The following is a 26,905-nucleotide window of genomic DNA, read 5'->3' as shown; positions in this document are numbered from 1 at the left end:
CTGGAGACGGTGGCGCCGGCCGTGTCGGAGACCAGGACGTCCTCGGCGTTCTGGCTGACGTCGAAGTCGGCCGAGGAGGTGCGGATGGCGCCGTCGACTTCACGGGAGGCGTAGTTGAGGCGGGCCACCAGGTGCTCGGAGGTGCTGGTCACCCAAATGCCGCCGTTGTTGACGTCGAGATCCGCCTGGAAGACGCCGGGGTGCGCCAATGCGGCCACAATGAGGCTCAGGGCGCACGCGGCGGCGGTCAGCGCCGAGATCCGCCTGCGGGTGGAGCGGCGCAGCCGGGCGATTCCGCGTCCGCTGCGGGGCTTTAGCGCCATGCGGCCCCTCCTGCTTGTCCTGCTTGGTGGTCGCTGCGGGCGGCGACCTGCTGGAGGAGGGTGCGTCGCAGCATGGTCGAGGAGGTTGTCGGAGTGTAGGGGAGGTAGGTCACCCGTGCCCCGACCTCCGCCATCTGCGCCTCCAGACTCTCGCCCTTGGGCGTGCCCTTCCAGTCGGTGCCCTTGAAGAGGACGTCGAAGGGGCGACTGCGCCAGGCCAGGCGCTTGTCCTGGTCGTGGTCGGGGACTACCTCGTCGACCATTCGCAGCGCCGCCACCAGGGCCATGCGCTCAGTGAGGGGCACAATGGGGGCCCGGCCCTTCATGCGCTCCAAAGACTCATCGGTGGCAATGCCCGCAATGAGGTGGTCGCAGCGCTGGGCCGCGGCCTTGAGAATATTGAGGTGCCCCACATGGAGCATGTCAAATCCTCCCGGAATGTAACCGACGAGCATCAGTAGGCCCCCTTGCCGCCGACGACGGCCCGGAGTGTGGCGGCCAGAATGCTGGCGTCCAGGGAGCCGGAGCGATTGTCCACGTAGTGGCGGTCCAGGGCGACGGTGGACTCCCAGGACAGGTCCGATCGGCCGGAAACCTGCCACAGGCCGGTCATGCCGGGGCGCACCAGCAGTCGGCGGCGGGCCTCGGCATCATACTGGGCGACCTCCTGGGGCAGTGCCGGGCGCGGGCCGACCAGGCTCATTTCACCGGTGACGACATTAATGAGCTGGGGGAGTTCGTCCAGGGAGGTGCGTCGCAGCAGGCGGCCCACCCGGGTAATGCGGGGATCAGCGCTGTCCTTGAACAGGACCTTGTTGCCGGCGTCCCCGCCCTTGGCCACCAGGGCGGCGCGGCGGGCGTCGGCGTCAATGTACATTGAGCGCAGCTTCCACATGGTGAAGTGCTTGCCCCCCAGGCCTACGCGGGTCTGCTTGTAGAAGGGGGAGCCCGGTGATTCCAGGCGGATGGCCAGGGCGGCGACGGCCAGGACCGGCAGGGCAATGGCCAGCAGGAGCGCGCCGACGACCCGGTCGAGGATCATCTTGCCGATCTCGCGCGTGCGGCGGGTGCGCACGGCGATCAAACCCGTCCACCCGTGGGTGACCGGCAGTCCGCGCATGCGGTTGGGCTCGACGTCCTGGAGCCCGGGCGCCACGACCAGCCGTGCCCGGGAGCCCTCCAGGCCGCGCATGAGGGTAATGAGGTCGGCGGGGGCGACGGCGCCCACGGTCATGACCACGTCAATGCGCTCGGCGCGCACCAGTTGAGCAATATGGCGGGTGCCGCGAACGGGGTCGGCTTTGTGGGGCGATCCCATATTCCCCGAGGAGACGTAGCCGACAATGAGGAAGCCGTCGGCGGGGTGGCGGCGCAACTGCTGGAGCAGGGGCTCGGCGCCGGGCCCCATGACAATAAGAGTGCGGCGCAGGGCGTGGCCGTCCATGCGGCGGCGGTGCAGCCAGGTTTCCTCCACGTTGCGGCCAATGAGCATGAGTGCGCTCTGGAGCGTCAGCCAGCCCAGGAGCGTCCAGGCGCTGGTGCCGCCGGGCATGAATTGGTTGAGCAGTAGGACGGCCGGGGCGGCGATGACCGCGCACAGGATGAGGTGCGCGGTGCGGGAGCGCCCCTGGTCGACGGCCTCGACCCCCAGGCCCCCGCTGACCCAGACCATGGTGATCATGAGCGCCCCGACCAGGCCGACCGGCCACGCCGCCGACGGCCCGCTGGAGAGCACCAGGAACCAGGTGGGCAGGGCCACGGCCGCGAGGTCATTGAAAATGAGCCACTGGAGTAGGTCGCGGCGCATCTCCGGCCAGGGCACTGGGGCGCCCAGTCGTGCGCGCGCACCAGCAAGCGGCTGACTGCGCAGGGTCTGCTCGATTGTCGGCAGCGTCATAGGCGGTAAAGACACGTGCAACTCCGCGGATGCTCAAACAAGGAGGGGAAGGACGTCGGTCAGGACCGTCTGATGGCGGGACCTACGGTGACTTAATGGTAACGGGAAGTCGAACCTCTCCGATATGCTCGTGCGATAGATCGCATTGTGATGAAGCAAACCGTAAGGCCGTATCTAGAATCACACCTGAATAATTCCTGGGCAACACCTGAAAATTGCTCGCCTGCGGGCGGGGCAGTACCTGTCAGCGGCTGTTGGTGGCTGCTTCGGGCGGGTCCGGGGCGCCCCGGCGCCCGGGCCGGTGCCGCGGTCTGGAGCCCGCCCTGGAGCCCGCCCCGGAGCCCGGGCCGGTGCCGCGGTCTGGCGCCCGCCCTGGAGCCCGCCCTGGAGCCCGCCCCGGAGCCCGGGCCGGTGCCGCGGTCTGGCGCCCGCCCTGGAGCCCGCCCTGGAGCCCGCCCCGGAGCCCGGGCCGGTGATGCCGGTGATTCGGTGTGGGTCAGTGCCGGGGCGGCGGCTCGACGTCGAGGGCGGCGCTGCTATCGTGTCCGTGCCATGAGCCCGCGGGGCCGACCGCGCCCCGGGCAGTAGCTGCAGTAGCTGCAGTAGTTAGTAGTTAACAGACACCACCGCGAGGAGCCGCCCATGATCCGCCTGCGGCGCTCGGGGGGGTGGTCCTCCGTGGGGCGCACCGCCATCGCCAAGATGGTCGTCATGGTCGTCTCCGGCCTCTTCGGCCTGGTCAACACGCGCCTGATCATTAGCCACTTCGGCGCCGACGCCTACGCCCAGTACGGGCTGTTGGCCACCTTCCCCACTCTCATGCCCTTCACCGACCTGGGCATTGGCGCAGTCATCCTCAACACGGTGGCCGGCTCGGCCGACCCGGCCCACGACTCCCAAGTGCGCCGCACCATCACCACCGCCATTCGTGTCCTGCTCGTGTCCACCGTGGCCATCTCCACTGTCGGAATCGTTATCCAACTCCTGGGGCTGTGGCCGGCGCTGCTGGGCGCCAAGCTCATGCCCGGCGGTGGCGCGACCGCCACCGCCTGCCTGCTCATCTACGCCATCGCCCTGCCGGCATCCATCGGTCAGCGCGTGGTCATCGGTCTGGGGCGCTCGGCCACCCAGGTCATTAGCCAAGGAGTGGTCTCGCCGGCCATGACCTGCCTGCTGCTGGCGGCCATTGTGGCCCGCTTGGACGCCGGCAACGCCGTCTCCATCTACTCCTACCTGGCCAATACGCTCGTCTCGGTGATCTGCGTGGTGGTCGCCTGGAGGGCCACCCGCCCCCTGCTGGCCCAGGCCATCCGCGACGTCCCCCGCCTCCGGGCCGTGCGCGGCGTGAAGATCCTCAACACCGCCGGCCCCCAGCTGGTGCAGTCCCTGGTCATCCCCATCGCCTTCCAGACCGACCGCCTACTGCTGTCCCACCTGGGGCGCTCCGAGGCCCTGGCCCAGTACAACCTGGCGAACACCCTGTTCAACCTGCTGACGCAGACCATTGTCGTCACCGGCGTATCCATGTGGCCGCTGTTCGCCAAGGCCCGGGCCGACGGCCGGATCGAGAGCCCCTTCAAACCGGCGGTCTTCTTCGCCGCTGGCGGCCTGGTGCTCGCCCTGGTGCTGGGGGCCCTGGCGCCCTGGGCGGCCCGACTCCTGTCCGACGGCCTCATCGCCCTGCCCCTGATACTCATTGGCGCCTATGTGCTCAGCGTGGTGGTCGAGGCCGCCAAGCAGCCGCTGGGCATGTATATGACCGACCCGCGGGGCCTGCAGTTCCAAATGGTGCCCGTCTTGGTGCTCGTGCCCATGAACCTCGCAGTCTCCTGGGTCCTCATTGAGCCCTTCGGTGCCGCCGGGCCGATTCTGGGCTCGGTGATCTCGGTGGTGGTGTGTCAACTGATGCCGTACTCCTGGTGGGTGGCCCGTGACGTACGCCGCCGTCGCGCCCTGGCCGCGCAACCCCAGGAATCCCGGGACCATGACGCCGCGGGCGTGTAGGCTGACGCGGCCCACGGTCCGACCTTAGGGAGTCCCTATGAGCAAACCAACCATCGCCCAGAGCATCCGGGACCTGTCCCGGGCGCAGAAGTCGAAGGCGGGCGCCCCCCTGTACTCCCGGGTGATCAACCGGCCCGTGGGCCGGGTCCTGGCGGCCGTGGCCCATCAGTTGGGCATGACGCCGGACCAGGTCACGGCGGTCTCGGCGCTGTGCACCTACACGGGGATTGTGCTCATCGCAGTGGTGCGCCCCACGGTCGCCTCCTGCGTGGCCGTCAGCCTGCTGCTCATGCTCGGCTACGCCCTGGACTCCGCCGACGGGCAGCTCGCCCGCCTGCGCCACGGAGGCTCCAAGGCGGGGGAATGGCTCGACCACGTCGCCGACGTCATTAAGCTCTCCACTATTCACTCCGCCATTGCCATTAGCCTGTACCGGTTCAGTATCGACCAGCTCCCCGGGGCATGGGCGCTATTGATCCCCCTGGCCTTCGGGGCGGTGCAGGGCATTCACTTCTTCAGCTACATCCTCACCTATCAGCTGCGCTACCACGGCGGCACCCCACTGGCCAAGGACGAGAAGAAGCCCGGGCTGCTCAAATCCGTGCTCTCGGCGCCCACCGACTACGGCCTCATGTGCTTCGTTCTCATGCTGCGCTGCTCGCCGACGGCCTTCCTCTGGGTCTACGGCCTCATGCTCGTGGGTTATGCCGCCTATGTTGTCGCGGCCCTGCCCAAGTGGTACCTCGAACTGCGCCGCCAGGGCTGAGCCGTCCCACCGGAACGGCCCCACCCGCCCGCCTCACGCCCGGGCCGCCTTGGAGCCGACCCTGCCCGGGCCCCGGCGCGCCCCCGCGCCACCAGCCCGCCTAACCCCTTCAATGCTCCTCGATGCCCCCAGTCCCTCAATCATTCACTCCCCTCAATCATTCCGCGCCGCGAACGAACCAGTCGCGCGCCGCTCAAGGGAAAGGAAGCCTCATGGCACTGCTCGGCGGCCGCAAGAGCCTGCTCATCTACACCGGCCGCAAGGACGGCCTGGGAAACCGGATGCGCGCCCTACTGTCCGGCAAGGCCCTCGCCGAGACCGAGGACCGCGACCTCTACTACGTGTGGAGCGCCGACAGCTACTTCGCCCCCAGGCTGGACCAGCTGTGGCATCTCGACGGCGCCCGCCTCGTACCCCGCCTGGTGTCCCGGGCGATCTCACCACTCCACCGTTACCGCGGCACGGACTTCTCCACCGTCTCGGCGGCCGACCGCGCCGCGCACTTATGGCAGGTCCGCACCCGTGGCATGGAGCTGACCACAGGACCGCAGGTGCGCCCCTGGGGCGCCGAACTGCGCCGACTGACCCCCATCGCCCCCATTGCTGAGCGCGTGCGCGACACCTTCGCCAGTGGGCTCGCAGGGCGCCCCTACGTGGGGGTGCAGGTGCGCGCCCACACCAGCCGCCACGCCAAGACGGCAGCCTTCCCGGTGGAGTGGTTCGCCGAGCGCATGCGCGCCATTCGCGAGCAGGCGCCCGACATCACCTTCTTCCTGTCCTGCGACACCGAGGACGTCCAGGCCGGCCTCATCAAGGAGTTCGGTAACTGCGTGGCGTTGGAGGACAAGGGCGGTTTCAACACCGTCGAGGGCGTCCAGTCCTCCATTGCCGATCTTTACCTGCTGGCCTCGGCCCAGCACCTCATTGGGGCGGCGCACTCCTCCTTCGTGGAGATGGCAGTCCATCTGTGCGGGGGCATCATTCCCTTCGAGCGGCCCAACCAGCCCCTGGAGGGGGACCTGGACCTGTCCCTGGGCCTGGCCGCCAACCCGCTCACGCCGGCGCAGCGCTCCTAACCGGCTTAGCAGTTCTGTGACAGTTCTGGGCCGCGGCCCCGACCCCGCCTTGCCTTCAGCCGGGAGCCGGGGCGGCGCCCCGCGCCCGCAGACGGCGCTTTAAATGAGCATGTGGGAGACGGCGGCGGCCATGCGCTCGCGGTAGCCCTCGACGGAGAAGCGCCGCGCGGCCTCCTGCCGCCCCTGCTCCGCCAGGTCGAGCGCCAGGCCGGGGTCCGCCGCGCATCGCGCCAGGGCGTCGGCCAGGGCCCGGGGCGAGTCCGGGGCCACCAACAGTCCGGTGACGCCGTCGGTCACCACCTCGGCCAGGCCCTGGACTCGGCAGGCCACCAGCGGCCGGCCGGCGTGCATGGCCTCCACGGCGGTGTTCCCGAAGGGCTCGGCCCGTGAGGGCACCACCACGGCGTCGGCCTGCTCCAGCACCGGCCAGGTGGGGTGGACGTAGCCCAGCAACTCCACATGGCCGGCCAGGTCGGGGGCCGCGGCGCGCCGGCGGAGCTCCTCCTCGTACCACTCGTAGCCGGGGAAGATCGAGCCGGCCACCCGCAGGGAGGCGTCCACGCCCTCGGCCCGCAGCAGGGCAATGGCCTCCAGGGCCACGTCGACGCCCTTGCGCGGGGACAGGCGCCCCACCATGGCGACGCGGAAGGGCTCTGCGGCGCCCCGGGTGCGCAATGGGGCCAGGGGGGAGCGGGGGCCGGCGACGCCATTGTGGATGACCCGGGTGCGCGAGGCGAGCAGGGGTTGGGCGTCCAGCAGCACCTTGCGGGCGGCCCCGGAGTTCGCCACGATCTGCGTGGCCGCCAGGAGCGGGGCGTTGAGGCCGGCCCGAATCACCGGGTGCTGGGTGTCCTCGGCCTCGTGCACATGGGCGAGGACCGGCACTCCGGCCGCCCGCGCGGCCGGCGGCCACCATGGGATTGTCACGGTGTTGACCACCACCGCGTCGGCGCCACTGATCTGGACTACCCGGCGCAGGCGTGCGATTTCGGGGCCCGCGTCGAGCGCCAGGGCGGACAGCCCGCCGGGGGTGAGCAGCGCCTTGCGCAGCACCGTGAAGGGGAGCACCGCCACAGCGGCCCCCGCCCGCCTCAGGACCGGGACCAGAGGGCCGTCCTGCGGCAAAGCGGCCTTGACGCGGTAGCCGCCGGCAACCAGCCCGACCACCGTCTCCACCAGCTGCCTGTCCGAGCCGTAGAGGTCGGGGGAGGGGTGGGCCACCAGGACCGTGCGGCCCTCGGATGAGGCCCGGCCCCGGCCTTGGGTGACGCCCAGGTGGCCCCGGCCCTGGGGGGCGCTCGTGCGGCCCGGGGGCGTGCCGACGGCGCTCATGCTGGGAACGCCCCGCTGCGGCGCCCCGAGGGGCGGTGCGCCCTGGGGCCGTTGAGGGCCAGACGGCGGCACAGGGCCTCGTAGCGCAGCGCCACCTCGTCCCAGTCGTATAGGGAGGCGCGCTCGCGCGAGAGTCGGCCGCGCTCGACCTGGGCCGCCGGCTCGGCCTCGGCACTGGTCACGAGGTCGGCGACGTCCTGCGGCGTCCTCCAGTAGCGGCCGGCGCCCCCCAGCACCTCGCGGTTGAAGGAGACATCGAAGGCGTCCACGGCCGCCCCGGCGCCAATGGCGCGCAGCAGCGACGGGTTGGTGCCCCCCACGGAGTGCCCGTGGTAGTACACCCGGGCCCCGGCGTAGAGCTGGTCGAGAAGCTCCTGGTCCCACACGCCCCCCAGGAGGCGGACGCGGTCGTCGGCCAGCGATTCCACCAGGGCGGTGTACTCGTTGGCGTAGGGGGCCGAGCCGACGACGACCAGCGGCAGGCGGGCGCGGGAGCGCACGTAGCCGTCAACGATGACATCGACGTGGTTCTCCACCTCGAAACGGGCTACCACCAGGTGGAAGCCGTCCGCCGCCAGTCCGAGCTCGCCCAGGCGCTCGCTGCCGACCCGGGGGCGGGGCGCCCCGTAGGAGATGAGCTCGGTGGTGGCCCCGAACTCCAGGGTGTAGTAGTCGGCAATGCCCTGTGCGTCGGCGATGAGCGCGTCCGAGTAGCGCACGGCCAGCGACTCGGCGGCACGGTAGTACCTTTTGCCGGCCGGCCCCCATTTCCCCCGGCGCCACTCCAGGCCGTCGACATGGGTGGCCACCGGGATGCGGGCGGCGCGCAGGGCCGGCAGGAAGAGGGCGTTGGCGGCATTGAAGACGATGGCGACGTCGGGGTGCCTGCGGTTGAGCAGGTGCTCAACGCTGTGCGCGGTGTGGGAGAGGGTTTCCAGGCTGCGCTTCTTGAGCGCCGGCAGCTCGACCACGCGCATGCCCAGGTACCTGGCCGGCAGCGGGACCGCCGGCTCGGGGTTGCGGCTGTAGACCAGGACCTGGTGCCCGCGGGAGGCCAGACGGCGGCCGACCTCTTCGACGGCGGTTTCAAAACCCCCGTAGCGCGCAGGGACGCCGCGCGTACCGAGCATGACCAGGCGCAGGCGGTCGGGGTTGGGTGCACTCATCGGGGCCCTTTCACGGGAGGCTGAAGCGCTGAGTGAGCGTTTGGCGGGGACAGAGTAACTACTGAGTCACGGCTGCGCGTGCCCAGGGCCCGCGCGGCCGTCGTAGGCTGGCCCCGTGACCCGACTCCTGCGCGCAATGGCGCCCTCTCTCCTCATTATTGTCCTCCTGGCCGCTTGCGGAAGCGGTTCTTCAGGTGACGCCACCGCCAGTTCCACCACACCGCCGGTGGTTGGCACTCCTGATCCGACGACGGCGCCCACGCAAGTCGTCACGCCCTCCGCGGCCTCGGCCCCCACCGACTCCGCCGGGGGCGATGATTCCACCGCCCCCGATCCGGTGGACCTGGCCGCCGACCAGCTCGAGGCGGTGGACATCGACCAGGCCGTCGGGGTCGACAATGTCATCCTGTCCATTGGCGCGATCAGTTCCCAGGAGTTGACCGCCGGCGCCGGGGAGGTTGGCGGGCCGGGCATTATTGTTCCGGTCGTCGTGGCCAATACCTCCGACGCGGAGGTGTCCTTGAGCGGCCTGGTCACCACGGTGAGCTACGGGGACACGGACATTCCGGCGTCCGAGCTCATCTCCGCCTCCGACGAGATCCCCCCGACCCTGGCCCCCGGTGAGGCCCTGGTCATTGAGCGGGCCTTCCTGGTGCCGGCCGAGGGCCGCTCGCACGTGCGCATCGTGGTGGACATGGGGGCCGATTACCAGGCGGCGGTCTTCGAGGGGCCGGCACCGCAGTAGCGCCCCAGTAACCCTCATGAGCCCCATGGGGAGTTCTCTCCATGGGGTCTCGGCGTGTCGGGACGCCGATCGGCTCTAGCCCCCACGGGCTCGGTGTTCGGTTGGTGTCCCGGCGCGTTATTCTTAGCCTCAGCCTCGCCCATCCGTGCATTCCCATGTGCGAGACCCCCTTCACCCAAACTCCTTACCCATCGCCTTCGGGCGAATTCTCCTGATCGGAGTGAACATGCGTGCTCCCCGCGCTCTTCACAGCCTTCTTGCGGCTGGAATCGCGCTTCTTCTAACCATGGCGCCCATGGTGCTCCCGCGAGCGGCCGCCGATGAGGCCCCCGCGGACGCGCTGACCGTCTCGGCCGACCCCCTGCCCACCGTCCAGATCGACGGTGTGGTGTGGGATCAGGAAGTAGTCGGCAACATCGTCTACGCCGTGGGATCCTTCACCAACGCCCGCCCCGCCGGTGCGGCCGCGGGCACTGAGCAGGTGCCGCGGGCCAACGCCCTGGCCTACGACATCACCACCGGCGCCCTTCTCGACTGGGCTCCCACCACCAATGGTGTGATCTATTCCATTGAGGCCTCGGCGGACGGCGCCACCCTCTACCTGGGCGGCACCTTCACCTCCCTCAATGACGTCACCACCTGGCGGGTGGGCTCGGTGTCCGCCGCTGACGCCAGTCGCATCCCCTTGGGCGCTTCGGCCAATGCCGCGGTCCAGGACCTGGCCGTCTCCCCCGACGGCTCCACGCTGTACATGGCCGGCTCCTTCACCCAGATCAACCGCTCCGCCCGCCAGCGCGCGGCCGCCGTGGACCTGGGCACCCAGACCCTCACGGATTTCGCGCCCCTGGTGGACAACTACCTGGTGCGCGCCATCGCGGTGGCCGCGGACTCCTCAGCGGTCGCCATTGGCGGCGCCTTCACCTCCGTGGGCGGGTCGAGCAACCCGGGCTACGGGCTGGCGATCCTGGAGAACGACGGTTCGCTGCGCGCCAACAACGTTAACTCCGAGGTGCGCAACGCCGGCGCCCACGCCGCCATTATGGACCTGGAGGCCGATGAGCAGGGCCTGTACGGGGCGGCGTACTCCATGAACAGCTCGACCGGCAATATCGAGGGGGTCTTCCGCGCCAACTGGAGTACCGGCGACCTGGACTACCTGGCCGACTGCCACGGCGACTCCTACGACGTCCACCCCACCGCTGACGTCCTGTACGCCTCCAGCCACACCCACGACTGCTCCAACATCGGGGGCCTGCCGGATTCTCGCAACCACTTCAACGCTGTTGCTTTCGCCAACCACCCGGTGAGCACGGTCAAGACCAACAGCCAGTGGGGCTACGCCGACCACGCCGGTCAGCCCGCCACGATCAACCTCAGCTTCCACCCCGTGTTCACCAATGGGACCTTCACCGGGACCAACCAGGCCACCTGGACGGTTGAGGGCAACGCCGACTACGTCGTTTACGGCGGGGAGTTCACGGCCATTAACGGCCTGCCCCAGCAGGGGCTGGTCCGTTTCGCCCGCCACGACATCGCCCCCAACGAGCTGGGGCCCCAGGACAAGGGCGGCGCCTTCGCGGTGTCGGCGCGCTCGGTGCGCGCCGGCGTGGTTTCCATATCCTTCCCCACCAACTGGGACCGCGATGACAGGACCCTGGTCTACACGGTCTACCGCGACTCACTGGACTCGCAGCCGGTGTTCTCCCAGACCGTGAGCGCCGGCTTCTGGGAGAAGAACGAGCTGGCCGCCATGGACCTCGTCGAACCCGGCTCCACGCACTCCTATATTGTGGTCGTCTCCGATTTGTGGGGGGCGTGGACCCGCTCCGACTGGGTCTCGGTGACCGCGGCCTCCACCGGCGAGATGGGCGACTACGGGACCCGGGTGCTCCAGGACGGCGCCGCCCACTACTGGCCGCTGGATGAGACCTCCGGGGAGAGCGCCGAGGACATTGTCGCCGCGCGCGCCCTGACCTTCAACGGATCGGCCTACACCCGCGGAGCCGAGTCGGTGCTGTCCGCCGGTGCGGGAACCACCTTCGCCCCCACGGGCTTCGCCGGGACCACCGAGTCCCAGGCCTCGCCGCGCGCCTTCACCGTGGAGACGTGGTTCCGCACCTCCTCCTCCACCGGCGGGCCGATCATCGGCTTCGGCTCCTCGGCGGGCAGCGACTCGACCACCAAGGACCGCATGGTCTACATGCGCGACGACGGCACGGTCGCCTTCATGCTCAACCGCGGTCCGCTCCAGACCCTGGTCTCCGGGCAGAGCTACAACGACGGCGCCTGGCACCACGTGGTGGCCACCATGAGCCCCACCGACGGGGCCGTCCTCTACATTGACGGCGCCGCGGTCGCCTCCGACGCCACGATGACCATGGGGTGGACCTACACGGGCTTCTGGCGCGTGGGCGGGGACTCGGTCTCCGGGCTGGAGGGGGCCCCCTCCAGTTCCAACTTCACCGGTGAGATTGACGAGGTCGCCGTCTACGGCGTGCCGTTGACCGCCGCCCAGGTGGCCGCGCACCACGCCCTCGGCACGGGCGCCCCCGAGCCCCCGGACCCCGACAACCCGACCCCCGAGCCCCCGGCCGATGAGTCCATCCTGCTGCAGGACAGCTTCTCGCGCAGCGTCAAGGGCGGTTGGGGCAACGCCGACGCCGGCGGTACCTGGCGGGCCAAGTGGGGCCTGGACACCCTGTCGGTCGACGAGACCAGCGGCCTCATCGTCATGAAGGGCGCCCGGACGGCCGCCTCGGTGACCTCCCCCACCCTGGACTCGACCTCGACGGACGCCACCTTCGACCTGTCCCTGGACGCCCTCCCCGGAGGCAGCGGCGCCTACGTGTCCTACACGGGGCGCGGGACGGACCAGGCCTGGTACCAGGCCACGGTGCGCGTCACCTCCTCAGGGGCCGCCGCCCTGTCGGTCGCCAAGGTGGTCAATGGGACCATGACGACGCTGGGCAGCACCAGCCTGGCCGGCAGTTACGCCGCCGGCGACGTCCTCCACGTCCGGCTCATCCTGGACGGGGCGGAGTCCACGGTCATACGCGCCAACTTGTGGACCGGTGACACCGAGCCCGAGACCTGGGGCGTGGACACCACCGACGTGGACGCCGAACTCGCCGAGCCCGGGGCGGTGGGCTTCACCACCTACCTGTCCAGTGGCGCCGGCGCGGACACGGTGACCGCGTCGATCGACTCGCTGACGGTCAAGAAGATCAGCTGAGAGCCGTTCGCGGCACGGGGAGGGCGGGGTCCGGGAGGGTCCCGCCCTCCGCCGCGCGCAGCAGGCGGTAGCCGTCGCGCGTAGCGGCCAGGGCGGTGGCCAGGGGCCGCAGCGAGGTCAGGAATTGGCGGCGCCCGCCGCGCAGCACGATCTCGCGGGCCGCCGTCCCGGCGGTGAGCAACCACCGGCGCCGTCCCGCCCGCTCCAGGTGCAGGGCCGCGTAGAGCAGCCGGTTGCGGATGTTGTAGTAGTAGTAGGTCTCCGACTTGGCGCGCGAGCCCTGACGGCCCCCGGCGTGAGTCCCGCCCTCGTCGTGCACCGCCAGGGCCTTGCGATCAAGCACCAGGCGCCCCCCGGCCCGGAGTATCCGCGCCGAGAAGTCCACGTCCTCCCAGTACAGGAAGTAGCGGGCGTCGAAGCCGCCGACGCGCTCGAACAGCCCCGTGGACAGCGCCAGGCACGCCCCTGAGAGCCAGGGGCTCGTGCCGCCGGCCGGCACGGGGCGGCGGGAGCGGCGCGAGCGCATGGAGCCGTCGGCCAGGCACACGACGACGCCGTCGGAGACCACTTTCCCGCTGGAGTCCCGCACGAGGGGGCCGACCAGGGCGTCGGGGCGCCGGTGGGCCCTGCGGGCCAGGCGGACCAGGTCCTCGCGGCCCAGGAGGGCGTCGGGGTTGAGCAGCACGAGCACCTCGGCGCCCGCCTGGGCGGCGCGGGCGGCCCCCAGGTTCATCCCCGCCCCGAATCCGGTGTTCGTCTCGGGCAGGACCGTGGACCAGCGGTGCCGGCGGGCCAGGGCGGTGAGCTCCTGGCGGGCCAGGGCGGTGGAGCGGTTGTCCACCACCACCACCTGCGCCTCCGGGGCCCGGGCGCTCAGGGGTGCTAGGTTGCGGCGCAGCAGCTCCGCCGAGTTGTAGGAGACAACGATCACAGCCGTGCGCGCCAGGAGCTCCGCTTCGGGGAGCGCCGGTGCGGGAGATCCGGATGGGTCGGGCAGTGCGGTCATGTGGGCCCCCTGGTGCGCGGTGGTCCCGCGCCCAGGTGGGTGTCGGGCGGCGGGCTGCGCGAATAGTACCGTTGGTGCCTCAGGCATGCAGGTCGAGGAGGAGTCGTGGGCCACGCGGAGCAGATCACGATCGCCATGCTCACCTACCGGCGCAACACCTGGCTGGCCCAGGTCCTGCCGCTGCTGGTGGAGCAGGCTGCGGGCGTTGGCGACGTCCGCACGGGCGCCGGCGCGGGCGTCCAGGCGAGAATCGTCATTGTTGACAACGATCCGGCCGCCGGCGCCGCCCCAGTGGTGGCCGCCGCCCAGGAAATCGCCCAGGACGCCGGGGTGGAGTTGGTCCACGTCCATGAGCCCACGCCGGGGATTGTGGCGGGGCGCAACCGGGCCCTGGAGGAGGCGGCGCACAGCGAGGCGCTGGTGTTCATTGACGACGACGAGTTGCCCGGGCCCGGATGGCTGGAGGCCCTGGTGGAGACCTGGCGCGCCCACGGCTGCGCGGCCGTGACCGGGCCGACCCCGCCGGTGTTCATGGTCCAGCCCACCGCGTGGGTGCGGGGCTCGGGCGTCTTCGACTCCTGGGACGCCCCTGACGGGGCGGTGGTGCGCAGCGCCGACACCGGCAACCTCCTGGTGGACTTGGCGGTGGTGCGCCGCCTGGGCTTGCGCTTCGACCCCCGCTACGGGCTCACCGGGGGCGAGGATTCACTGTTCACCCGGCGCCTGACCCTGGGCGGGGGGGAGATCCGCTTCGCCACCGCCGCGGTGGTCGTCAAACGAGTCCCGGCCTCGCGCGCCACCCGCGCCTGGGTGCTGCGCCGCGCCTTCCGCTCGGGCTCATCCTGGGCGCGGGTGCGCATTGACACTGCCGAGCACCGCCTCCCCCTGCGCCTGGCCTACTCCCTCAAGGGCCTGGCCAAGGCCGGTGTTGAGGGCGCCGGCTCGCTCGCGGCCCGCCTGCGGGGCGACGCCGCCGCACGGGCGCGCCGGGAGGTCTCCTGCCGTGGGGGGCTGGGCATGGCGGCGGGCGCCCTGGGCGCCCGGGTGCGCGAGTACAAGCGCCCGGCCCGGGCGCGGAAGAAGGACGCGTGAGCGCGCGGGCGGGAGATCCGGTGGGGCCGGTGAGCATTGCCATCCCCACCTACCGCAGGCCCGAGGGACTGGGGCGCGCCCTGTCCGGGGTGCTCAACCAGATCCAGGACCTCGACCCCGCCCTGGCTCCCGGGGGCGTAGAGGTCCTCGTCATTGACAATGACGCCGCCGGCTCGGCCCGCGCCGCAGTCGACTCCGCGGCCCACCCCCGGGTGCGCTACGCCGTCGAGGCCTCACCGGGCGTGGCCGCCGTGCGCAACCGGGCCCTGGACGAGACCGCCTCCAGCGCACTGCTGGTCTTCATTGACGACGACGAGGAGCCCGAGCCCGGGTGGCTGGCCGCCTTGCTGGGCCTGCATCGGAGCACCGGCTGCCAGGCGGTGGCCGGCCTGGTCCTGCCCGCCTACGACACTCAACCCGACCCCTGGGTGCTGGCCGGAGGCTTTTTTGAACGCCGCACCTGGCCCACCGGGACCCCCCGCCCAGTGGCCGCCACCAACTGCCTGCTGCTGGACCTGGGCTTCGTGCGCGAGGCGGGGCTGCGCTTCGACGAGGCCTTCGGGGCCACCGGCGGGGAGGACACCCTTTTCACCCGCCGCCTGACTGCTGCCGGCGGCACCATCTTGTGGTGCGACCAGGCGCGGGTGAGGGACCACGTGCCCGTCTCACGGCTCGACCGCCGGTGGATCCTGCGCCGCCAGCGCTCCCACGCCGCCACCGCCGTGCGCGTTGACCTCGTCCTGGCCGGCCCGCACCGGCGTCGGCGCGCGCTCCTGCGGGGCCGCGCCCTGACCGGTGGCTGCGTGCGCGTCCTGGCCGGCGGGGCGCGCCGCCTCCTGGGTGCCCTCAGCGGCGACCTGCGGCACCGGGCCAGGGGGGCGCGCCTCATGGCGCGGGGGCGGGGGATGGTCGCCGCCGCCCTGGGGCGGGGCGCGCACAGCGAGTACGGTCAGCGCTGATAGCGCCGGCTACGGCGCACATCGCGCAGGAAGCGGCGGCGCGTGCGACGCAAGGGCACCTGGACCAGCACGGTCCCCAGCACCAGGGTCAAGAAGGGGGGGAGCACGCTCCAGGGACCCACCAGGATGTTCATGACCGCCACCAGGACGGCCAGGAAGAGCCAGGGGTGGATCTGCGGGGAGCCCAGGTCGCGCAGGAGGGCGACCACGGACAGCACCAGGATGCTGGCCACCAGCACGGCGCCGGGGAGGGAGCAGGCCACCCACATGTCGACCAGGCCCGAGTGCAGCTCAAAACCGTGACCGAACATGAAGTTCAAGACGTAGCCGTTATTCGGGTCGTAGCCCACCGCCGCCATGCCGTCCATGGCGGCGCGCACATCCTGGTGCCGGGGGGCGATCCCCGCGCCGTAGCCCCAGGGGCGGTTGACGAAGAGCGCCCAGGAGGCCGCCAGTTCGGGGCGGGCGGCCAGCAGAATATTCGTGGAGCCCGTGGACTGCGCCAGCGTCCTGGCCTGGGCGTCGGCCCCCAGGGCCCCGGCGGCGGAGGCCCCCAGCACGCCGACCGCCATGGCCAGCACGGCCACGCTCATGGCCACGGCCTGGAAGGCGGCGCGCCGCCGCGGGAAGTGGATGGCGGGAATGATGCGCTGAATAGCGGCGTGCCACACCACCATGAACGCCGTCACCCCTATGAAGCCCAGTGCCGCGCGCGAGTCCTGGAGGAGGAAGAGCGCCCCCAGCACCGCCAGGGCAATGACCTGGATAATGTGCCCCAGACGGGAGACGATCGCCAGGACCACAATGGAGGTGGACAGGCCAATACCGAACTTCCACGGGTTGGACACGCTGCCCAACAGGGACAGGGAGTTGAGCAGCAGGCCCAGGCCCACCGCCAGCGCGGCGCCGTCGAGCCCCAGCCGCCGCGCCCCCCAGGCGAAGGCGGTCGCCGAGCAGGGGACGGACAGGACCGACACCAAGGTGGCGCGCCTGATCGAGCCGATCACGGTGAAGTCGTTAGGGGCCGCGATCGACATCGTCAGGCCGGTGACCGCCGCCAGCACCGAGCCAATGAGCAGCAGGCCCAGCACGCGTGAGCGGCGCACCTCCGACCAGGTCGCCGGCAGGGCCAGCAGGGCCACGATTTCACTGAGGTGGGCGGAGCCGCCGATCGCGGTGGGCATACCGACCAGCACCAGCAGGGCGAAGGCGATGACCCGCTCGCGCCGACGGCTCCGCTCCTGATCGCTCACCGCGGCCCCAGGGCGGTGGGCCTGGGGCGCCGGCGCGGTCATGAAGCCTCTGCGGCGACCGGCGGCTGGGCTGCCGCGGGGGAGCCGTGGCGCAGGAGCTCAATAATGATGGCGAAGGCCGCCCCCACCAGGGCGCCAATGACAAGCCCGGCGAGCGCAATCGAGATGGTGGAGGGGCCCGTGGGCGCCCCCGGGAGGGAGGGGGCGTCGTAGGGGGACAGGATCAGGCCGAGGTTGCCGTCTTGGTCCCGCCCGGTCAGGGACATTCTTCCCACCACCCGGCTCAGGGCGTCGAGTTCGGCCTGGGCGATCTTCTGCGCCTTCTCGGGGGTGTCCGCGCTGGCGGAGATCTTCAACAGGAAGGTATTCGTGGGGGTGGACAAGGACAGTGAGCCCTTGAGGGCCTCCGGTTTCGCCCCCGTGGCCTCGGAGACCTCGGTGAGCACCGACTGGGACGTGCCCAGCTCAATGATCGTGGGCATGACCGTGGCGATCACCGCCGAGGAGCTCGACACGCCCTGGGTTGCGTCGGATTCGCCAGTGACAATAAGCGCCGAGGCGGTGGACACATATACGGGGGGGCTCAGGAGTCCCACGGCGAGACCAATAATGGTGCCGAGTACCGCGTGCATGACGACAAGCAGGGAGTGCCTGCGCAGCGCTTTAATGATTCTGTCCGGTTCCATATTCTGCTTTCCCTTGTCCTGGCGGCTTCAGCGTAGCGCGCTGACAGCGGGTCGCGCGCCGCCCCCTGGCGCCGGCGCCAGGGGGCGGCGCGCTCGATCGTTCAGGAGCGGGTCCGGGACTCGCGCAGTGAGGGGTGGGGTTCCATGGCCCGCAGCCCATTCCAGGCGAGGTTGACCATGTGCGCGGCCACTTCCTCCTTGCTCATGGTCCGGTTCTCCAGCCACCACTGGGAGGGCATGGCGACGATTCCCACAAGCATCTGAGCGTACAACGGCGCCGTGCGCGGGTCGATGCCGTGGGAGGAGAACTGGGCGGCCAGGATCCCCGAGACCTGGATGGCGACGTCGGCCAGGAGGGTGGAGTAGGTGCCCGAGGCGCGGTCGTTGCCGGAGGACAGCAGCCGGAAGCCGTCGGGGGAGTCCTCGATGTAGGTCAGCAGCGCCATGGCCGCCCGCTCCACGGTGACCGACGCCGACTCCGAGGAGCCCAGGGCGGCGGTGATCGTGGTTGAGATCGTCGTCAGCTCACGGTCAACGATGACGGCGTACAGGCCCTCCTTGCCGCCGAAGTGCTCGTAGACCACCGGTTTGGAGACCTTCGCCCGCGAGGCGATCTCCTCAATGCTGGTGCCGTCGAAGCCCTTGGCGGCGAACAGGCCGCGGGCCACGTCGATCAGTTGCTCGCGCCGCTCCCCGGCGCTCATTCTGGTCCTCTTGGCAGCCACGACGATTCACTCCTTGAGCGCGACCCGGGTGCCGCCCCCGCTCCAGCGGGCCCGGTCGGGGCGGCCCACGGCGTCGGCCCGGCGGCGCCTGCGGAAGCGGGCCGAGGCCCTGCGGCCCACCTCCCGGGACAGGCGGTGGCTGGGGGCCTCGATGAACCGGTGGAACAGGATCGTTAAGGGGGCGCTGGCGAGCGGCGCCAGCACCAGCATCCACCACGGCGACCAGGAGGCGGTCAGCAGTCTTACCGCCACCACGACCGGTTCGTGGACCAGGTACAGGGAGAAGGACATCGTCCCCAGGTACTGCACCGCCCGCGAGCGCAGCAGGCCCCGCAGGGCGCCGGCGCGCACCGTGAGCACGACCAGGCAGGTCACGGCCGCCGTCGTCATGCTCAGGGCCACGTGCTGGAGTGCTCCGTGGAGGAAGGGCGGCCACCAGGCGATGGTTATGAGCAGCAGGCACAGCAGGGCCAGTGGGGTCGCCCAGGGGCGGGGCCTGGGGGGCAGGGGGTGGTCCAGGTGCCCCCAGGACCACCCCAGGACCGCGCCAATGGTGAATACCGGCAGGTATCTTCCCCAGCCGAGGCTGCCGGTCGCCAGGGGCACCGCCAGGGCCGCGCCCAGCACCGCCCAACTGAGGCGCCGCCGTGCGGCCAGTGCCACCAGGGCCACGACCACCGGCAGCATGATGGAGAAGATCGCCTCGGCGTGCAGGGACCACAGCACGGTGTTGCGGTAGGAGTGCTGGGAGATGAGCAGGAACTCCAGGATCTGCTGGTCCACCGACAGGCCCGGGGGGTGGCCGGTGGTTATCCACGAGCCCAGGGCGGGGTCGGTGGAGCGGGGCACCAGCACAATGAGCAGCATGGCCCATGTGGTGGAGGCCGCCGCCGGCAGCCACAGCCGCACCACCCGGCGGGGGGCGTAGTCCACCCAGTCGAAGGGCTGGGATCGGGCGTGCCTGCGGGCTATGGGGTAGACCAGGGCCACCCCCGACAGGACGAAGAAGACCAGCACGGCCTCGTGCCCGGCCCACAGCAGGTGCAGGGGCGTGCCGGTCAGGATCCGCTCCAGGGCGCCGTCGGGGGTGACGCCGGGGTGCGTCCCCACTGCGGCAATGCTGGGGACGGTCTGGAGGCAGTGGTCGATGAGGACGACGGCGGCGGCCAGGCCGCGCAGGCCGTCGAGCTCGGTCAGCCGTGCCGCGCGGCGGGAGGATGCGTCATCCGGGGGGGTGGACATGCCCCCATCCTGCCCGCACCGCGGGGCGATTGCGACGCGGGCGCCGCGTTGTCGCGGCCACAGCACCGGTGCCGCGGCCCCGGGGCGCGGTGACGGCAGGTCGAGGACGATGAGCAGATGCCGGGCGGGCCCCCGGGGCGGGGCCCGCTAAGGATGCAGGGGGTTCTCGCAGTGGGCCGGCGGCGGGCCGGGCGGGAAACGTGGTATCCGCCACCGCGCGACCCGCTGCCCGGGAAGTAACCGGGAGGTCATGAGACACTGGCGCGGTCGCGTCGATGGGCCTGCGCCCGCGATGCGGTCTTCCGCCCTGGTGTAGTGGCAGCACGCAGGCCTTTGGAGCCTTGAGGCCCGGGTTCGAACCCTGGGGGCGGAGCGCGGGCCGCGGCGCGCCCCGGCCGAGCCCTGTGAGGGGACGTTAGGATGGCGCCGTCCGGTCCACCCGGGGCGGACCCGCCAGACCCCAGTTGAGGAGAGGCCCGTGGCCCCCACTACTCCCGCCGCCGTTATTGTCATGGCCGCCGGCAAGGGCACGCGCATGCGCTCGTCGACCCCGAAGGTGCTTCATCGCATTGGTGGGCGCAGCCTCCTGGATCACGCTCTCACCGCGGCGCGCGGCCTGGCCCCCGAGCACCTGGTGGTGGTGGTCCGCCACGAGCGCGACGCCGTCGTGGCCCATCTGGCCGAGGTGGCCCCCGACGCCGTGCCCGCCGACCAGGACGAGGTTCCCGGCACGGGGCGGGCGGTGGCCTGCGGCTTGGCGGCCCTACCTGAGGACGTGACCGGTCCGGTGGTGGTCACCAGTGGGGATGTCCCGCTCCTGGACACCGCGACCCTGAGGGCCCTGGTCGCCCAGCACGTCGAGCGCGGTGACGCCGTCACCCTGCTGACCGCCGTCCTGGAGGACCCCACCGGCTACGGGCGGGTTCTGCGCGAGGCGGACGGCACCGTGTCCGCCATTGTCGAACAGCGCGACGCCACCGCCGAGCAGCGGGGCATTACCGAGATCAATGCCGGCGTCTACGTCTTCGACGCAGCCGACCTGCGGGCCGCCCTGGGCACCCTGGGCACCGACAATGACCAGGGTGAGGTTTATCTCACCGACGTCGTCGCCTACGCCCACCGGGCGGGGCGCCCCACCAGCGCCCTGGTGGTCGAGGACCACTGGCTGGTGGAGGGCTGCAACGACCGCGCCCAGTTGGCCGCCCTGGGGGCCGAACTCAACCGGAGGGTCGTGGCCCACTGGATGGAGCAGGGCGTGGGCGTGGTGGACCCCGCCACCACCTGGGTGGATGTCACCGTTGAACTGGCCCAGGACGTGACTGTGGAGCAGGGCGCCCTTCTGCGCGGGACCGCCCGCATTGGCCCGGGCACCACCGTGGGCGCCTACGCCATCGTGACCGACGTCGAGGTCCCGGCCGGCGCCGTGGTGGCGCCGCATTCCTGGCTCGACTCCCGCACCTCCACCATGGGGCGTGCACAGGCGTGATCGTGCAGGCGGCGCGCACCGACCAGGCCCCACAGAGGCCGTGAGAGGGGAACCACGTCATGACGGGCATTATCACTAGCGGCGAGAAGAGACTGGTCGTCGTCTCCGGGCGGGCGCACCCCCGGCTCGCCGAGGACGTCGCCCGGGAACTGGGCACCCAGGTGCTTTCCTCGACGGCGTACGACTTCGCCAACGGCGAGACCTACGTTCGTTTTAACGAGTCGGTGCGCGGCTGCGACGTCTTCGTTATGCAATCCCACGCGGACCGCGTCAATGACTGGCTCATGGAGCAGCTCATTATGGTCGACGCCCTCAAACGGGCCTCCGCCAAGCGCATTACCGTCGTGGCGCCCTTCTTCCCCTACGCCCGCCAGGACAAGAAGCACCTGGGGCGCGAGCCCATTAGCGCCCGCCTGGTGGCCGACCTCTACAAAACCGCGGGCGCGGACCGCATTATGAGCGTGGACCTGCACACCTCCCAGGAGCAGGGCTTCTTCGACGGCCCCTGGGACCACTTGTGGGCCCAGCCGGTGCTGGTGGACTACGTGCGCACCCGCCTGAACCCGGCCGCAGCGTCCGTGGTCTCCCCGGACGCCGGGCGCATCCGCGTGGCCGAGCGGTGGGCCAACGCCCTGGGCGGCACCCCGCTGGCCTTCGTCCACAAGACCCGCGACGTCACCCGGCCCAATGAGACCGTGGCCAACCGGGTCGTGGGTGACGTGGCGGGCCGCTCCTGCGTGCTGGTTGACGACATGATCGACACCGGCGGCACCATTGCCAAGGCCGTCAAGGTGGTCCTCGATGCCGGCGCGAAGGACGTCATTGTCGCCGCCACCCACGGGGTGCTCTCCGGGCCGGCCATCGAGCGCCTGGCCACCTGCGGCGCCCGCGAGGTCGTCATTACCGACACCCTGCCAATCTCCCCGGAGAAGCGATTCAAGCAGCTCACCGTCCTGCCCATTGCCCCGCTGCTGGCCCAGGCGATCAAGCTGGTCTTCGACGACGGCTCCATAACCTCCCTGTTCAAGTCGGTCGAGGCCTGACCCGGGGCGGGCGCGCCCTGGGCGGACGCCCGCCTAAACGGCTTGTGCCCCGCTGCCCGAACGGCCCGCGCCCCTGCTGGGCGGCGCCGCGGTCGTGGCGGTGATCGCGGCCAGAGCCGCTCCGCCCCGCCCCCGCCGGGCGCCGGGGCCCGGCCCAGGTTCTACACTCGCGCCGTGCGACTGACGGCCCTCCTCCCCCCGCTTCTGACATCCCCTCCCATTGCCGCGCTGGTGGGCGCCGCCTCCAGCCCCCGTCGATCCGAACGCAGCGTCGTCCTCGCCCCGGGCGCCCGCCCCGCCGTCCTGGCCGCCATGGCCCTGGGCCCCGCCGGCGTGGCCCGGGCTGTTGGGGCCCGGCCCACGCGCAGCCCTCACCAGGACGCCGCCCCGACCCCGCCCGCCGCCCCGGACACCGGCACGCCCCTGCTCGTGGTCACCGCCACCGGGAGGGAGGCCGAGGAGGCGGCCGCGGCCCTGGCCTGCTACCTGCCGTCGACCGACATCGCCGTCTTCCCCGCCTGGGAGACCCTGCCCCATGAGCGCCTTTCCCCGCGGGCGGACACGGTGGCCACGCGCCTGGCCGTCCTCCGGCGCCTGGCCCACCCTGAGGGCGGCGCCCCCCACCCCGCCGCCCCGCCGGGGGCTTCGGATGGCGCCCGCGGCCCCATCCGCGTGCTCGTGGCCCCCGTGCGCGCCCTCCTGGCGCCGGTGGTGGCCGGTCTGGGCGACCTGGTGCCCATTGACCTGGCCCCCGGTGCCCGGGTGAGTCTGGAGGAGATCGCCGCCCGCCTGGCCGACGCCGCCTACACGCGCGTGGACATGGTGGAGAACCGTGGCGAGTTCGCGGTGCGCGGCGGCATCCTCGATGTCTTCCCGCCCACCGAGCCCCGCCCCGTGCGGGTGGACTTCTTCGGCGATGAAATCGAGTCCGTCTCCTCCTTCGCCGTCGCCGACCAGCGCACTATTGCTGAACTGGGCGCCGTCACCGCCACGGCCTGCCGTGAAATCCTCCTCACCGACGCCGTCCGCGATCGTGCGGCGCACCTGACCGGCTCCATCCCCGGGGCGGCCGACATGCTGGAGAAAATCGGGGCCGGTATCCCGGTGGAGGGCATGGAGTCCCTGGCCCCCGTCCTGGTCGACGAGATGGTGCCCCTGCTCGACCTGGTGGGGGAGCGGCTCGTGGTCGTCCTGGAGCCCGAGCGGGTGCGCAAGCGCGCCGAGGACCTGGTGGCCACCACCGCCGAGTTCCTGGCGGCCGCCTGGACCTCGGCGGCCAGCGGGGGAGCCGTCCCCGTGGACCTGTCCGCCGCCGCCTTCGCCCACCTGGCCGAGGCGCGCGCCCTGGCCCTGTCCACCAATCGCGGTTGGTGGTCCCTGACCTCCCTGACTGCTTCCCCTGAGGCCGACACGCTGCCCCTGCGCGACCCCCACCCCTACCGGGGCCGCCTGGAGCAGGCCGTCGCCGACCTGGGGGAGATGGCGCACAAGGGCTGGAGCGTGGTGGTGGCCACCGATGGGCCCGGGCCCGGGCGGCGCATGGCCCAGCTGCTGGCGGACGGCTCCGTGCCCGCCCGCATTGTCACCGCACTCGACGAGCCCGGGGACTTGTCCTACCAGGCTCCCGACGGCGTTGTGCGCGTCACCCAGGCGGCTGCGGGGCACGGCTTCGTCGCCGAGGAGCTGCGCCTGGCCCTCATCGCCGAATCCGACCTCACCGGGCGCGCCACCGCCGGCCCCCGCCAGGCCAAGGCCCTGCCCGCCCGCAGGAGCCGCAAGAGCGTTGATCCCCTATCCCTGCACGCCGGCGACCTGGTGGTCCACGCCCAGCACGGGGTGGGGCGCTTCATTGAGCTCATGCGCCGCCCCGTGGGCTCGGGCAAGTCCTCCGCCACCCGCGAGTACCTGGTCATTGAGTACGCCCCGTCCCGCCGCGGGCAGCCCGGCGACCGCCTCCTGGTGCCCACCGACGCCCTGGACCAGGTCACCAAGTACGTCGGCGGGGACGCCCCCGCCCTGAACAAGATGGGCGGCGCCGACTGGGCCAAAACCAAGTCCAAGGCCCGCAGGGCCGTGCGCGAGATCGCCGGGGAGCTGGTGCGCCTCTACGCCGCCCGCTCAGCGGCCACCGGCCACGCCTTCCCCCCCGACACCCCGTGGCAAGCCGAACTGGAGGAGGCCTTCCCCTACACCGAGACCCCCGACCAGTTGGCCACCATTGATGATGTCAAGGCCGACATGGAGAAGCCCCAGCCCATGGACCGCCTCATCTGCGGCGATGTCGGCTACGGCAAGACCGAGATCGCCGTGCGCGCCGCATTCAAGGCCGTGGCGGACGGCAAGCAGGTGGCGGTGCTCGCCCCCACCACCCTGCTGGTGACCCAGCATGCCGAGACCTTCACCGAGCGCTACGCCGGCTTCCCGGTGCGCGTGGCCCAGCTGTCCCGCTTCCAGTCCGCCGCCGAGTCCGCGAAGGTCCTGGACGGCCTGGCCGACGGCACTATTGACCTGGTCGTGGGCACCCACCGCCTGCTGACCGGACAGGTGCGCTTCAAGGACCTGGGCCTGGTCGTTATTGACGAGGAGCAGCGCTTCGGGGTTGAGCACAAAGAGACCCTCACCGCCCTGCGCACCGACGTCGACGTGCTGTCCATGTCCGCCACCCCCATCCCCCGCACCCTGGAGATGGCGGTCACCGGACTGCGCGAGATGTCCACCCTGGCCACTCCCCCCGAGGACCGCCACCCCATTCTCACCTATGTGGGCGCCTTCGAGGCCAAGCAGGTCTCGGCGGCCATTCGCCGCGAGCTGCTGCGCGACGGCCAGGTCTTCTACGTCCACAACCGCGTCGAGGATATTGACCGTGTCGCCGCCCGGATCAGCCAGGCCGTCCCCGAGGCGCGCGTGGCCACCGCCCACGGGCAGATGAACGAAGCCCGCCTGGAGCGGGTCATTGACGACTTCTGGCACAAGGAGATCGACGTGCTGGTGTGCACCACCATTGTGGAGACCGGCCTGGACGTCTCCAACGCCAACACCCTCATCGTTGACCGCGCCGACCGCATGGGCCTGAGCCAACTCCATCAGCTGCGCGGACGCGTGGGCCGCGGCCGCGAGAGGGCCTACGCCTACTTCCTCTACCCCGCGGACCGGCCGCTGACCGAGACGGCCCTGGAGCGCCTGCGCACCATTGCCACCAACACCGATCTGGGCGCCGGTATGCAGGTGGCCATGAAGGACCTGGAGATCCGCGGTGCCGGCAACCTCCTGGGCGGAGAGCAGTCGGGGCACATTGCCGGGGTCGGATTCGACCTGTACGTGCGCATGGTCTCCGAGGCGGTGACCGCCTATAAGAAGGCCCTCAAGGTTGGTTCGCCGGCCGGTGGAGCCGAGGAGGAGGCGGCCATTGACGAGGACTTGCGCGTGGAGTTGCCCGTGGACGCCACCATCCCCGAGGACTACGTGCCCCATGAGCGGCTGCGCCTGGAGGCCTACACCAAGTTCGCCGCCGCCCGCAGCGACGACGATGTGCGCGACGTCCTGGACGAGCTCACCGACCGCTACGGGCCCGTCCCCGAGCCGGTCGCGCGCCTGGCCGCCCTGGCCCGGCTGCGGGCGCTCGCCGCCCACCTGGGGGTGCGCGAGATCGTCGCCCAGGGCAAGTCCGTGCGCTTCGCCCCCGTTGAGCTGCCCGAGTCGGCGCGCATGAGACTGACCCGCCTCTACCCGGGCACTGTCCTCAAGCCGGCCACCCGCACCATTGTGGTGCCCGCGCCCGGCACGGCGCGCATGGGGGGCGGGCCCATTGAGGGCGAGGCCCTCCTGCGCTGGGCCGAGGTGCTCCTGCACGCCGTCGTCGCCGGGGACGCCGACTACGAGGCCGAGGCGGCCACCTACCGCCGGAGGCGGTGAGGGCGGGCCCTCGGGGGCAGTGCCTTTACCCTGCGACCTTCTGCTCCGAAGGAGGCCTGCAGGTCGGGCCCTCGGGGGCAGTGCCTTTACTCGCTTTCAATGGGGTTATTCGTTACGCGGTCGACGGGAGAGCCCCGCGCCCGCGATAGCATGGCCCCAAGACCCAGGCAGCGCCGTCCGCGAGGGTGGCTCGCCGAGGGCCCAGGACGAGAGCCCAGGAGCCGCACGTGACCCGTCACCCCACCCACCCCGCACGCATCCTCGCCGCGGTCGGCGCCGTGCTCGTTGTCCTCGGGGCGCTGACCGGTTGCTCCGCGCGGCCCGGGACCGCTGGAATCCTGAGCTACACCGGGCTTGACGGCACCGCCCACACCGTGACGGTCTCCGAGACCGACGTGCAGGACGCCGCCACCGACTTGGCCGCCCTGGAGGGCGTGGACGCCCAGTACGTCCTCAACTACCTCCTCTTCCTGCCCATCCTCCAGGAGGCCGCCGCCGCTAACGGCGTGACCGTCACCGACCAGGACGCCCAGGTCTTCCTGGAGCAAACCCTGGGTGAGACCAGGGAGTACTCCCCGGGCGCGCTCGGGGTCATTCGCGCCATCCTGCTCGGCCACGCCCTGAACGTGCCCGAGGAGGACGGGCTCTCCGCCTCCGCGGCCGATGCCAACGCGATGATGAGCACCGTCGAAGTGCAAACCTCCCCGCGGTACCGCACCGAAAAGCCCTGGCTCGCTCCAATCGGGGTCCCCGTCACCTAGAGGGACCTTGAGGGGTACGGCCCGGCTCCCGGGGCTCGCGCCGTCCGGGATCCCCTGGCGCTGTCTGGGATCCCCGTTACCTTGGTGGTGGTCGCAGGGAGGAGCCTTGCGGCTGGGCCAGCGGCGGTTGGCATGATGTCTTGCCCCTGTCTATCGAATGATCCGGGGGGTGTTGTCACCAGCCGTCGCGAGGCGAACT

20 protein-coding genes and 1 tRNA gene are annotated in these 26,905 nt (G+C 71.3%); 12 read left to right on the top strand and 9 right to left on the bottom strand.

All coding sequences use genetic code 11. From position 1 onward, the window contains the following. Positions 1–313 precede the first annotated feature (313 nt). Together EUC46_RS08225 and EUC46_RS08220 are read right to left on the bottom strand one after the other, a co-directional pair. On the bottom strand, positions 314–778 hold the full coding sequence (locus EUC46_RS08225) for an FAD synthase family protein (RefSeq protein ID WP_128773690.1): 465 nt from the start codon (positions 776–778) through the stop codon (positions 314–316). Beyond that, complete coding sequence (locus tag EUC46_RS08220) at positions 778–2,220, bottom strand: sugar transferase (protein ID WP_128773689.1); 1,443 nt, start codon at positions 2,218–2,220, stop codon at positions 778–780. The genes EUC46_RS08225 and EUC46_RS08220 overlap by 1 nt, the downstream gene beginning before the upstream one ends. 642 nt (positions 2,221–2,862) lie before the next feature. Here EUC46_RS08220 and EUC46_RS08215 point away from each other — a divergent pair. The 3 genes from EUC46_RS08215 (at position 2,863) to EUC46_RS08205 (ending at position 6,066) form a co-directional block, all read left to right on the top strand. Then, positions 2,863–4,224, top strand: coding sequence for an oligosaccharide flippase family protein (locus EUC46_RS08215; protein WP_128773688.1), 1,362 nt, complete (start codon positions 2,863–2,865; stop codon positions 4,222–4,224). A 37-nt stretch (positions 4,225–4,261) separates the two neighbouring features. Beyond that, a complete protein-coding gene (locus EUC46_RS08210) occupies positions 4,262–4,990 on the top strand; it encodes a CDP-alcohol phosphatidyltransferase family protein (RefSeq protein WP_128773687.1) in 729 nt (242 codons plus the stop codon). Between the two features lie 212 nt (positions 4,991–5,202). Continuing rightward, entirely contained in the window at positions 5,203–6,066 is an 864-nt protein-coding gene (locus EUC46_RS08205) for an O-fucosyltransferase family protein (RefSeq protein WP_128773686.1), read from the top strand. Positions 6,067–6,165: 99 nt separating this feature from the next. Here EUC46_RS08205 and EUC46_RS08200 read toward each other — a convergent pair whose 3' ends face one another. Together EUC46_RS08200 and EUC46_RS08195 are read right to left on the bottom strand one after the other, a co-directional pair. Next, positions 6,166–7,398 (bottom strand): glycosyltransferase family 4 protein, encoded by a 1,233-nt coding sequence (locus EUC46_RS08200; protein ID WP_128773685.1) that lies wholly within the window; start codon positions 7,396–7,398, stop codon positions 6,166–6,168. Continuing rightward, positions 7,395–8,564: a DUF1972 domain-containing protein gene (locus EUC46_RS08195; protein WP_128773684.1), complete on the bottom strand. Its 1,170-nt coding sequence runs from the start codon at positions 8,562–8,564 to the stop codon at positions 7,395–7,397. Before EUC46_RS08195 ends, EUC46_RS08200 begins: the two co-directional genes overlap by 4 nt. Before the next feature lie 115 nt (positions 8,565–8,679). Between EUC46_RS08195 and EUC46_RS08190 the strand changes: the two genes are divergently transcribed. Next, positions 8,680–9,309 carry a hypothetical protein gene (locus EUC46_RS08190; RefSeq protein ID WP_128773683.1) on the top strand — a complete coding sequence of 210 codons (630 nt, stop codon included), beginning with the start codon at positions 8,680–8,682 and terminating at the stop codon, positions 9,307–9,309. Between the two features lie 286 nt (positions 9,310–9,595). Next, positions 9,596–12,541, top strand: a complete 2,946-nt coding sequence (locus tag EUC46_RS08185) for a LamG domain-containing protein (RefSeq protein ID WP_241655491.1) — start codon at positions 9,596–9,598, stop codon at positions 12,539–12,541. Here EUC46_RS08185 and EUC46_RS08180 read toward each other — a convergent pair. Then, positions 12,534–13,547, bottom strand: coding sequence for a glycosyltransferase (locus tag EUC46_RS08180; protein WP_128773681.1), 1,014 nt, complete (start codon positions 13,545–13,547; stop codon positions 12,534–12,536). The two genes, EUC46_RS08185 and EUC46_RS08180, sit on opposite strands and share 8 nt — an antisense overlap. A 135-nt stretch (positions 13,548–13,682) precedes the next feature. Between EUC46_RS08180 and EUC46_RS08175 the strand changes: the two genes are divergently transcribed. Continuing rightward, positions 13,683–14,639, top strand: coding sequence for a glycosyltransferase family 2 protein (locus EUC46_RS08175; RefSeq protein WP_128773712.1), 957 nt, complete (start codon positions 13,683–13,685; stop codon positions 14,637–14,639). Further along, positions 14,636–15,598: a glycosyltransferase family 2 protein gene (locus tag EUC46_RS08170; protein WP_241655488.1), complete on the top strand. Its 963-nt coding sequence runs from the start codon at positions 14,636–14,638 to the stop codon at positions 15,596–15,598. The genes EUC46_RS08175 and EUC46_RS08170 overlap by 4 nt, the downstream gene beginning before the upstream one ends. Here the strand turns inward: EUC46_RS08170 and EUC46_RS08165 are convergent. The 4 genes from EUC46_RS08165 to EUC46_RS08150 form a co-directional block, all read right to left on the bottom strand. Continuing rightward, the gene (locus EUC46_RS08165; protein WP_128773680.1) at positions 15,589–16,893 is read right to left on the bottom strand and encodes a hypothetical protein; all 1,305 of its coding nucleotides are present in this window, start codon (positions 16,891–16,893) and stop codon (positions 15,589–15,591) included. The two genes, EUC46_RS08170 and EUC46_RS08165, sit on opposite strands and share 10 nt — an antisense overlap. Then, entirely contained in the window at positions 16,890–17,537 is a 648-nt protein-coding gene (locus EUC46_RS08160) for a YveK family protein (protein ID WP_128773679.1), read from the bottom strand. Before EUC46_RS08160 ends, EUC46_RS08165 begins: the two co-directional genes overlap by 4 nt. A gap of 101 nt (positions 17,538–17,638) precedes the next feature. Next, on the bottom strand, positions 17,639–18,262 hold the full coding sequence (locus EUC46_RS08155; RefSeq protein ID WP_241655487.1) for a TetR/AcrR family transcriptional regulator: 624 nt from the start codon (positions 18,260–18,262) through the stop codon (positions 17,639–17,641). Between the two features lie 6 nt (positions 18,263–18,268). Continuing rightward, entirely contained in the window at positions 18,269–19,504 is a 1,236-nt protein-coding gene (locus EUC46_RS08150) for an acyltransferase family protein (RefSeq protein WP_128773678.1), read from the bottom strand. A gap of 301 nt (positions 19,505–19,805) precedes the next feature. Here EUC46_RS08150 and EUC46_RS08145 point away from each other — a divergent pair. The 5 genes from EUC46_RS08145 to EUC46_RS08125 all read left to right on the top strand — a co-directional run bounded on the left by EUC46_RS08145 (position 19,806) and on the right by EUC46_RS08125 (position 26,706). Beyond that, positions 19,806–19,877: transfer RNA gene (locus EUC46_RS08145), tRNA-Gln, on the top strand. Positions 19,878–19,982: 105 nt separating this feature from the next. Further along, entirely contained in the window at positions 19,983–20,990 is a 1,008-nt protein-coding gene (locus EUC46_RS08140; protein ID WP_128773677.1) for a bifunctional UDP-N-acetylglucosamine diphosphorylase/glucosamine-1-phosphate N-acetyltransferase GlmU, read from the top strand. A 59-nt stretch (positions 20,991–21,049) separates the two neighbouring features. Further along, positions 21,050–22,033 carry a ribose-phosphate diphosphokinase gene (locus EUC46_RS08135; RefSeq protein ID WP_128773676.1) on the top strand — a complete coding sequence of 328 codons (984 nt, stop codon included), beginning with the start codon at positions 21,050–21,052 and terminating at the stop codon, positions 22,031–22,033. A 174-nt stretch (positions 22,034–22,207) separates the two neighbouring features. Further along, positions 22,208–25,945: a transcription-repair coupling factor gene (mfd, locus tag EUC46_RS08130; RefSeq protein WP_128773675.1), complete on the top strand. Its 3,738-nt coding sequence runs from the start codon at positions 22,208–22,210 to the stop codon at positions 25,943–25,945. Between the two features lie 227 nt (positions 25,946–26,172). Then, positions 26,173–26,706 (top strand): hypothetical protein, encoded by a 534-nt coding sequence (locus EUC46_RS08125; protein ID WP_128773674.1) that lies wholly within the window; start codon positions 26,173–26,175, stop codon positions 26,704–26,706. The last annotated feature ends 199 nt before the right edge of the window (positions 26,707–26,905 follow it).

This window comes from Actinomyces oricola (genome assembly GCF_004104015.1).
GTDB classification, from domain to species: Bacteria; Actinomycetota; Actinomycetes; order Actinomycetales; family Actinomycetaceae; genus Actinomyces; species Actinomyces oricola.
Note: the sequence above shows the minus strand (reverse complement) of the source record. Positions and strands in the feature narration are given on the sequence as shown.

What these genes read in the sequence shown, in the direction of transcription:
- EUC46_RS08225 (WP_128773690.1), bottom strand. Translation starts at nt 778, where the DNA reads ATGCTCGTCGGTTACATTCCGGGAGGATTTGACATGCTCCATGTGGGG.
- EUC46_RS08220 (WP_128773689.1), bottom strand. Translation starts at nt 2,220, where the DNA reads ATGACGCTGCCGACAATCGAGCAGACCCTGCGCAGTCAGCCGCTTGCT.
- EUC46_RS08215 (WP_128773688.1), top strand. Translation starts at nt 2,863, where the DNA reads ATGATCCGCCTGCGGCGCTCGGGGGGGTGGTCCTCCGTGGGGCGCACC.
- EUC46_RS08210 (WP_128773687.1), top strand. Translation starts at nt 4,262, where the DNA reads ATGAGCAAACCAACCATCGCCCAGAGCATCCGGGACCTGTCCCGGGCG.
- EUC46_RS08205 (WP_128773686.1), top strand. Translation starts at nt 5,203, where the DNA reads ATGGCACTGCTCGGCGGCCGCAAGAGCCTGCTCATCTACACCGGCCGC.
- EUC46_RS08200 (WP_128773685.1), bottom strand. Translation starts at nt 7,398, where the DNA reads ATGAGCGCCGTCGGCACGCCCCCGGGCCGCACGAGCGCCCCCCAGGGC.
- EUC46_RS08195 (WP_128773684.1), bottom strand. Translation starts at nt 8,564, where the DNA reads ATGAGTGCACCCAACCCCGACCGCCTGCGCCTGGTCATGCTCGGTACG.
- EUC46_RS08185 (WP_241655491.1), top strand. Translation starts at nt 9,596, where the DNA reads ATGGCGCCCATGGTGCTCCCGCGAGCGGCCGCCGATGAGGCCCCCGCG.
- EUC46_RS08180 (WP_128773681.1), bottom strand. Translation starts at nt 13,547, where the DNA reads ATGACCGCACTGCCCGACCCATCCGGATCTCCCGCACCGGCGCTCCCC.
- EUC46_RS08175 (WP_128773712.1), top strand. Translation starts at nt 13,683, where the DNA reads ATGCTCACCTACCGGCGCAACACCTGGCTGGCCCAGGTCCTGCCGCTG.
- EUC46_RS08165 (WP_128773680.1), bottom strand. Translation starts at nt 16,893, where the DNA reads ATGACCGCGCCGGCGCCCCAGGCCCACCGCCCTGGGGCCGCGGTGAGC.
- EUC46_RS08160 (WP_128773679.1), bottom strand. Translation starts at nt 17,537, where the DNA reads ATGGAACCGGACAGAATCATTAAAGCGCTGCGCAGGCACTCCCTGCTT.
- EUC46_RS08150 (WP_128773678.1), bottom strand. Translation starts at nt 19,504, where the DNA reads ATGTCCACCCCCCCGGATGACGCATCCTCCCGCCGCGCGGCACGGCTG.
- EUC46_RS08135 (WP_128773676.1), top strand. Translation starts at nt 21,050, where the DNA reads ATGACGGGCATTATCACTAGCGGCGAGAAGAGACTGGTCGTCGTCTCC.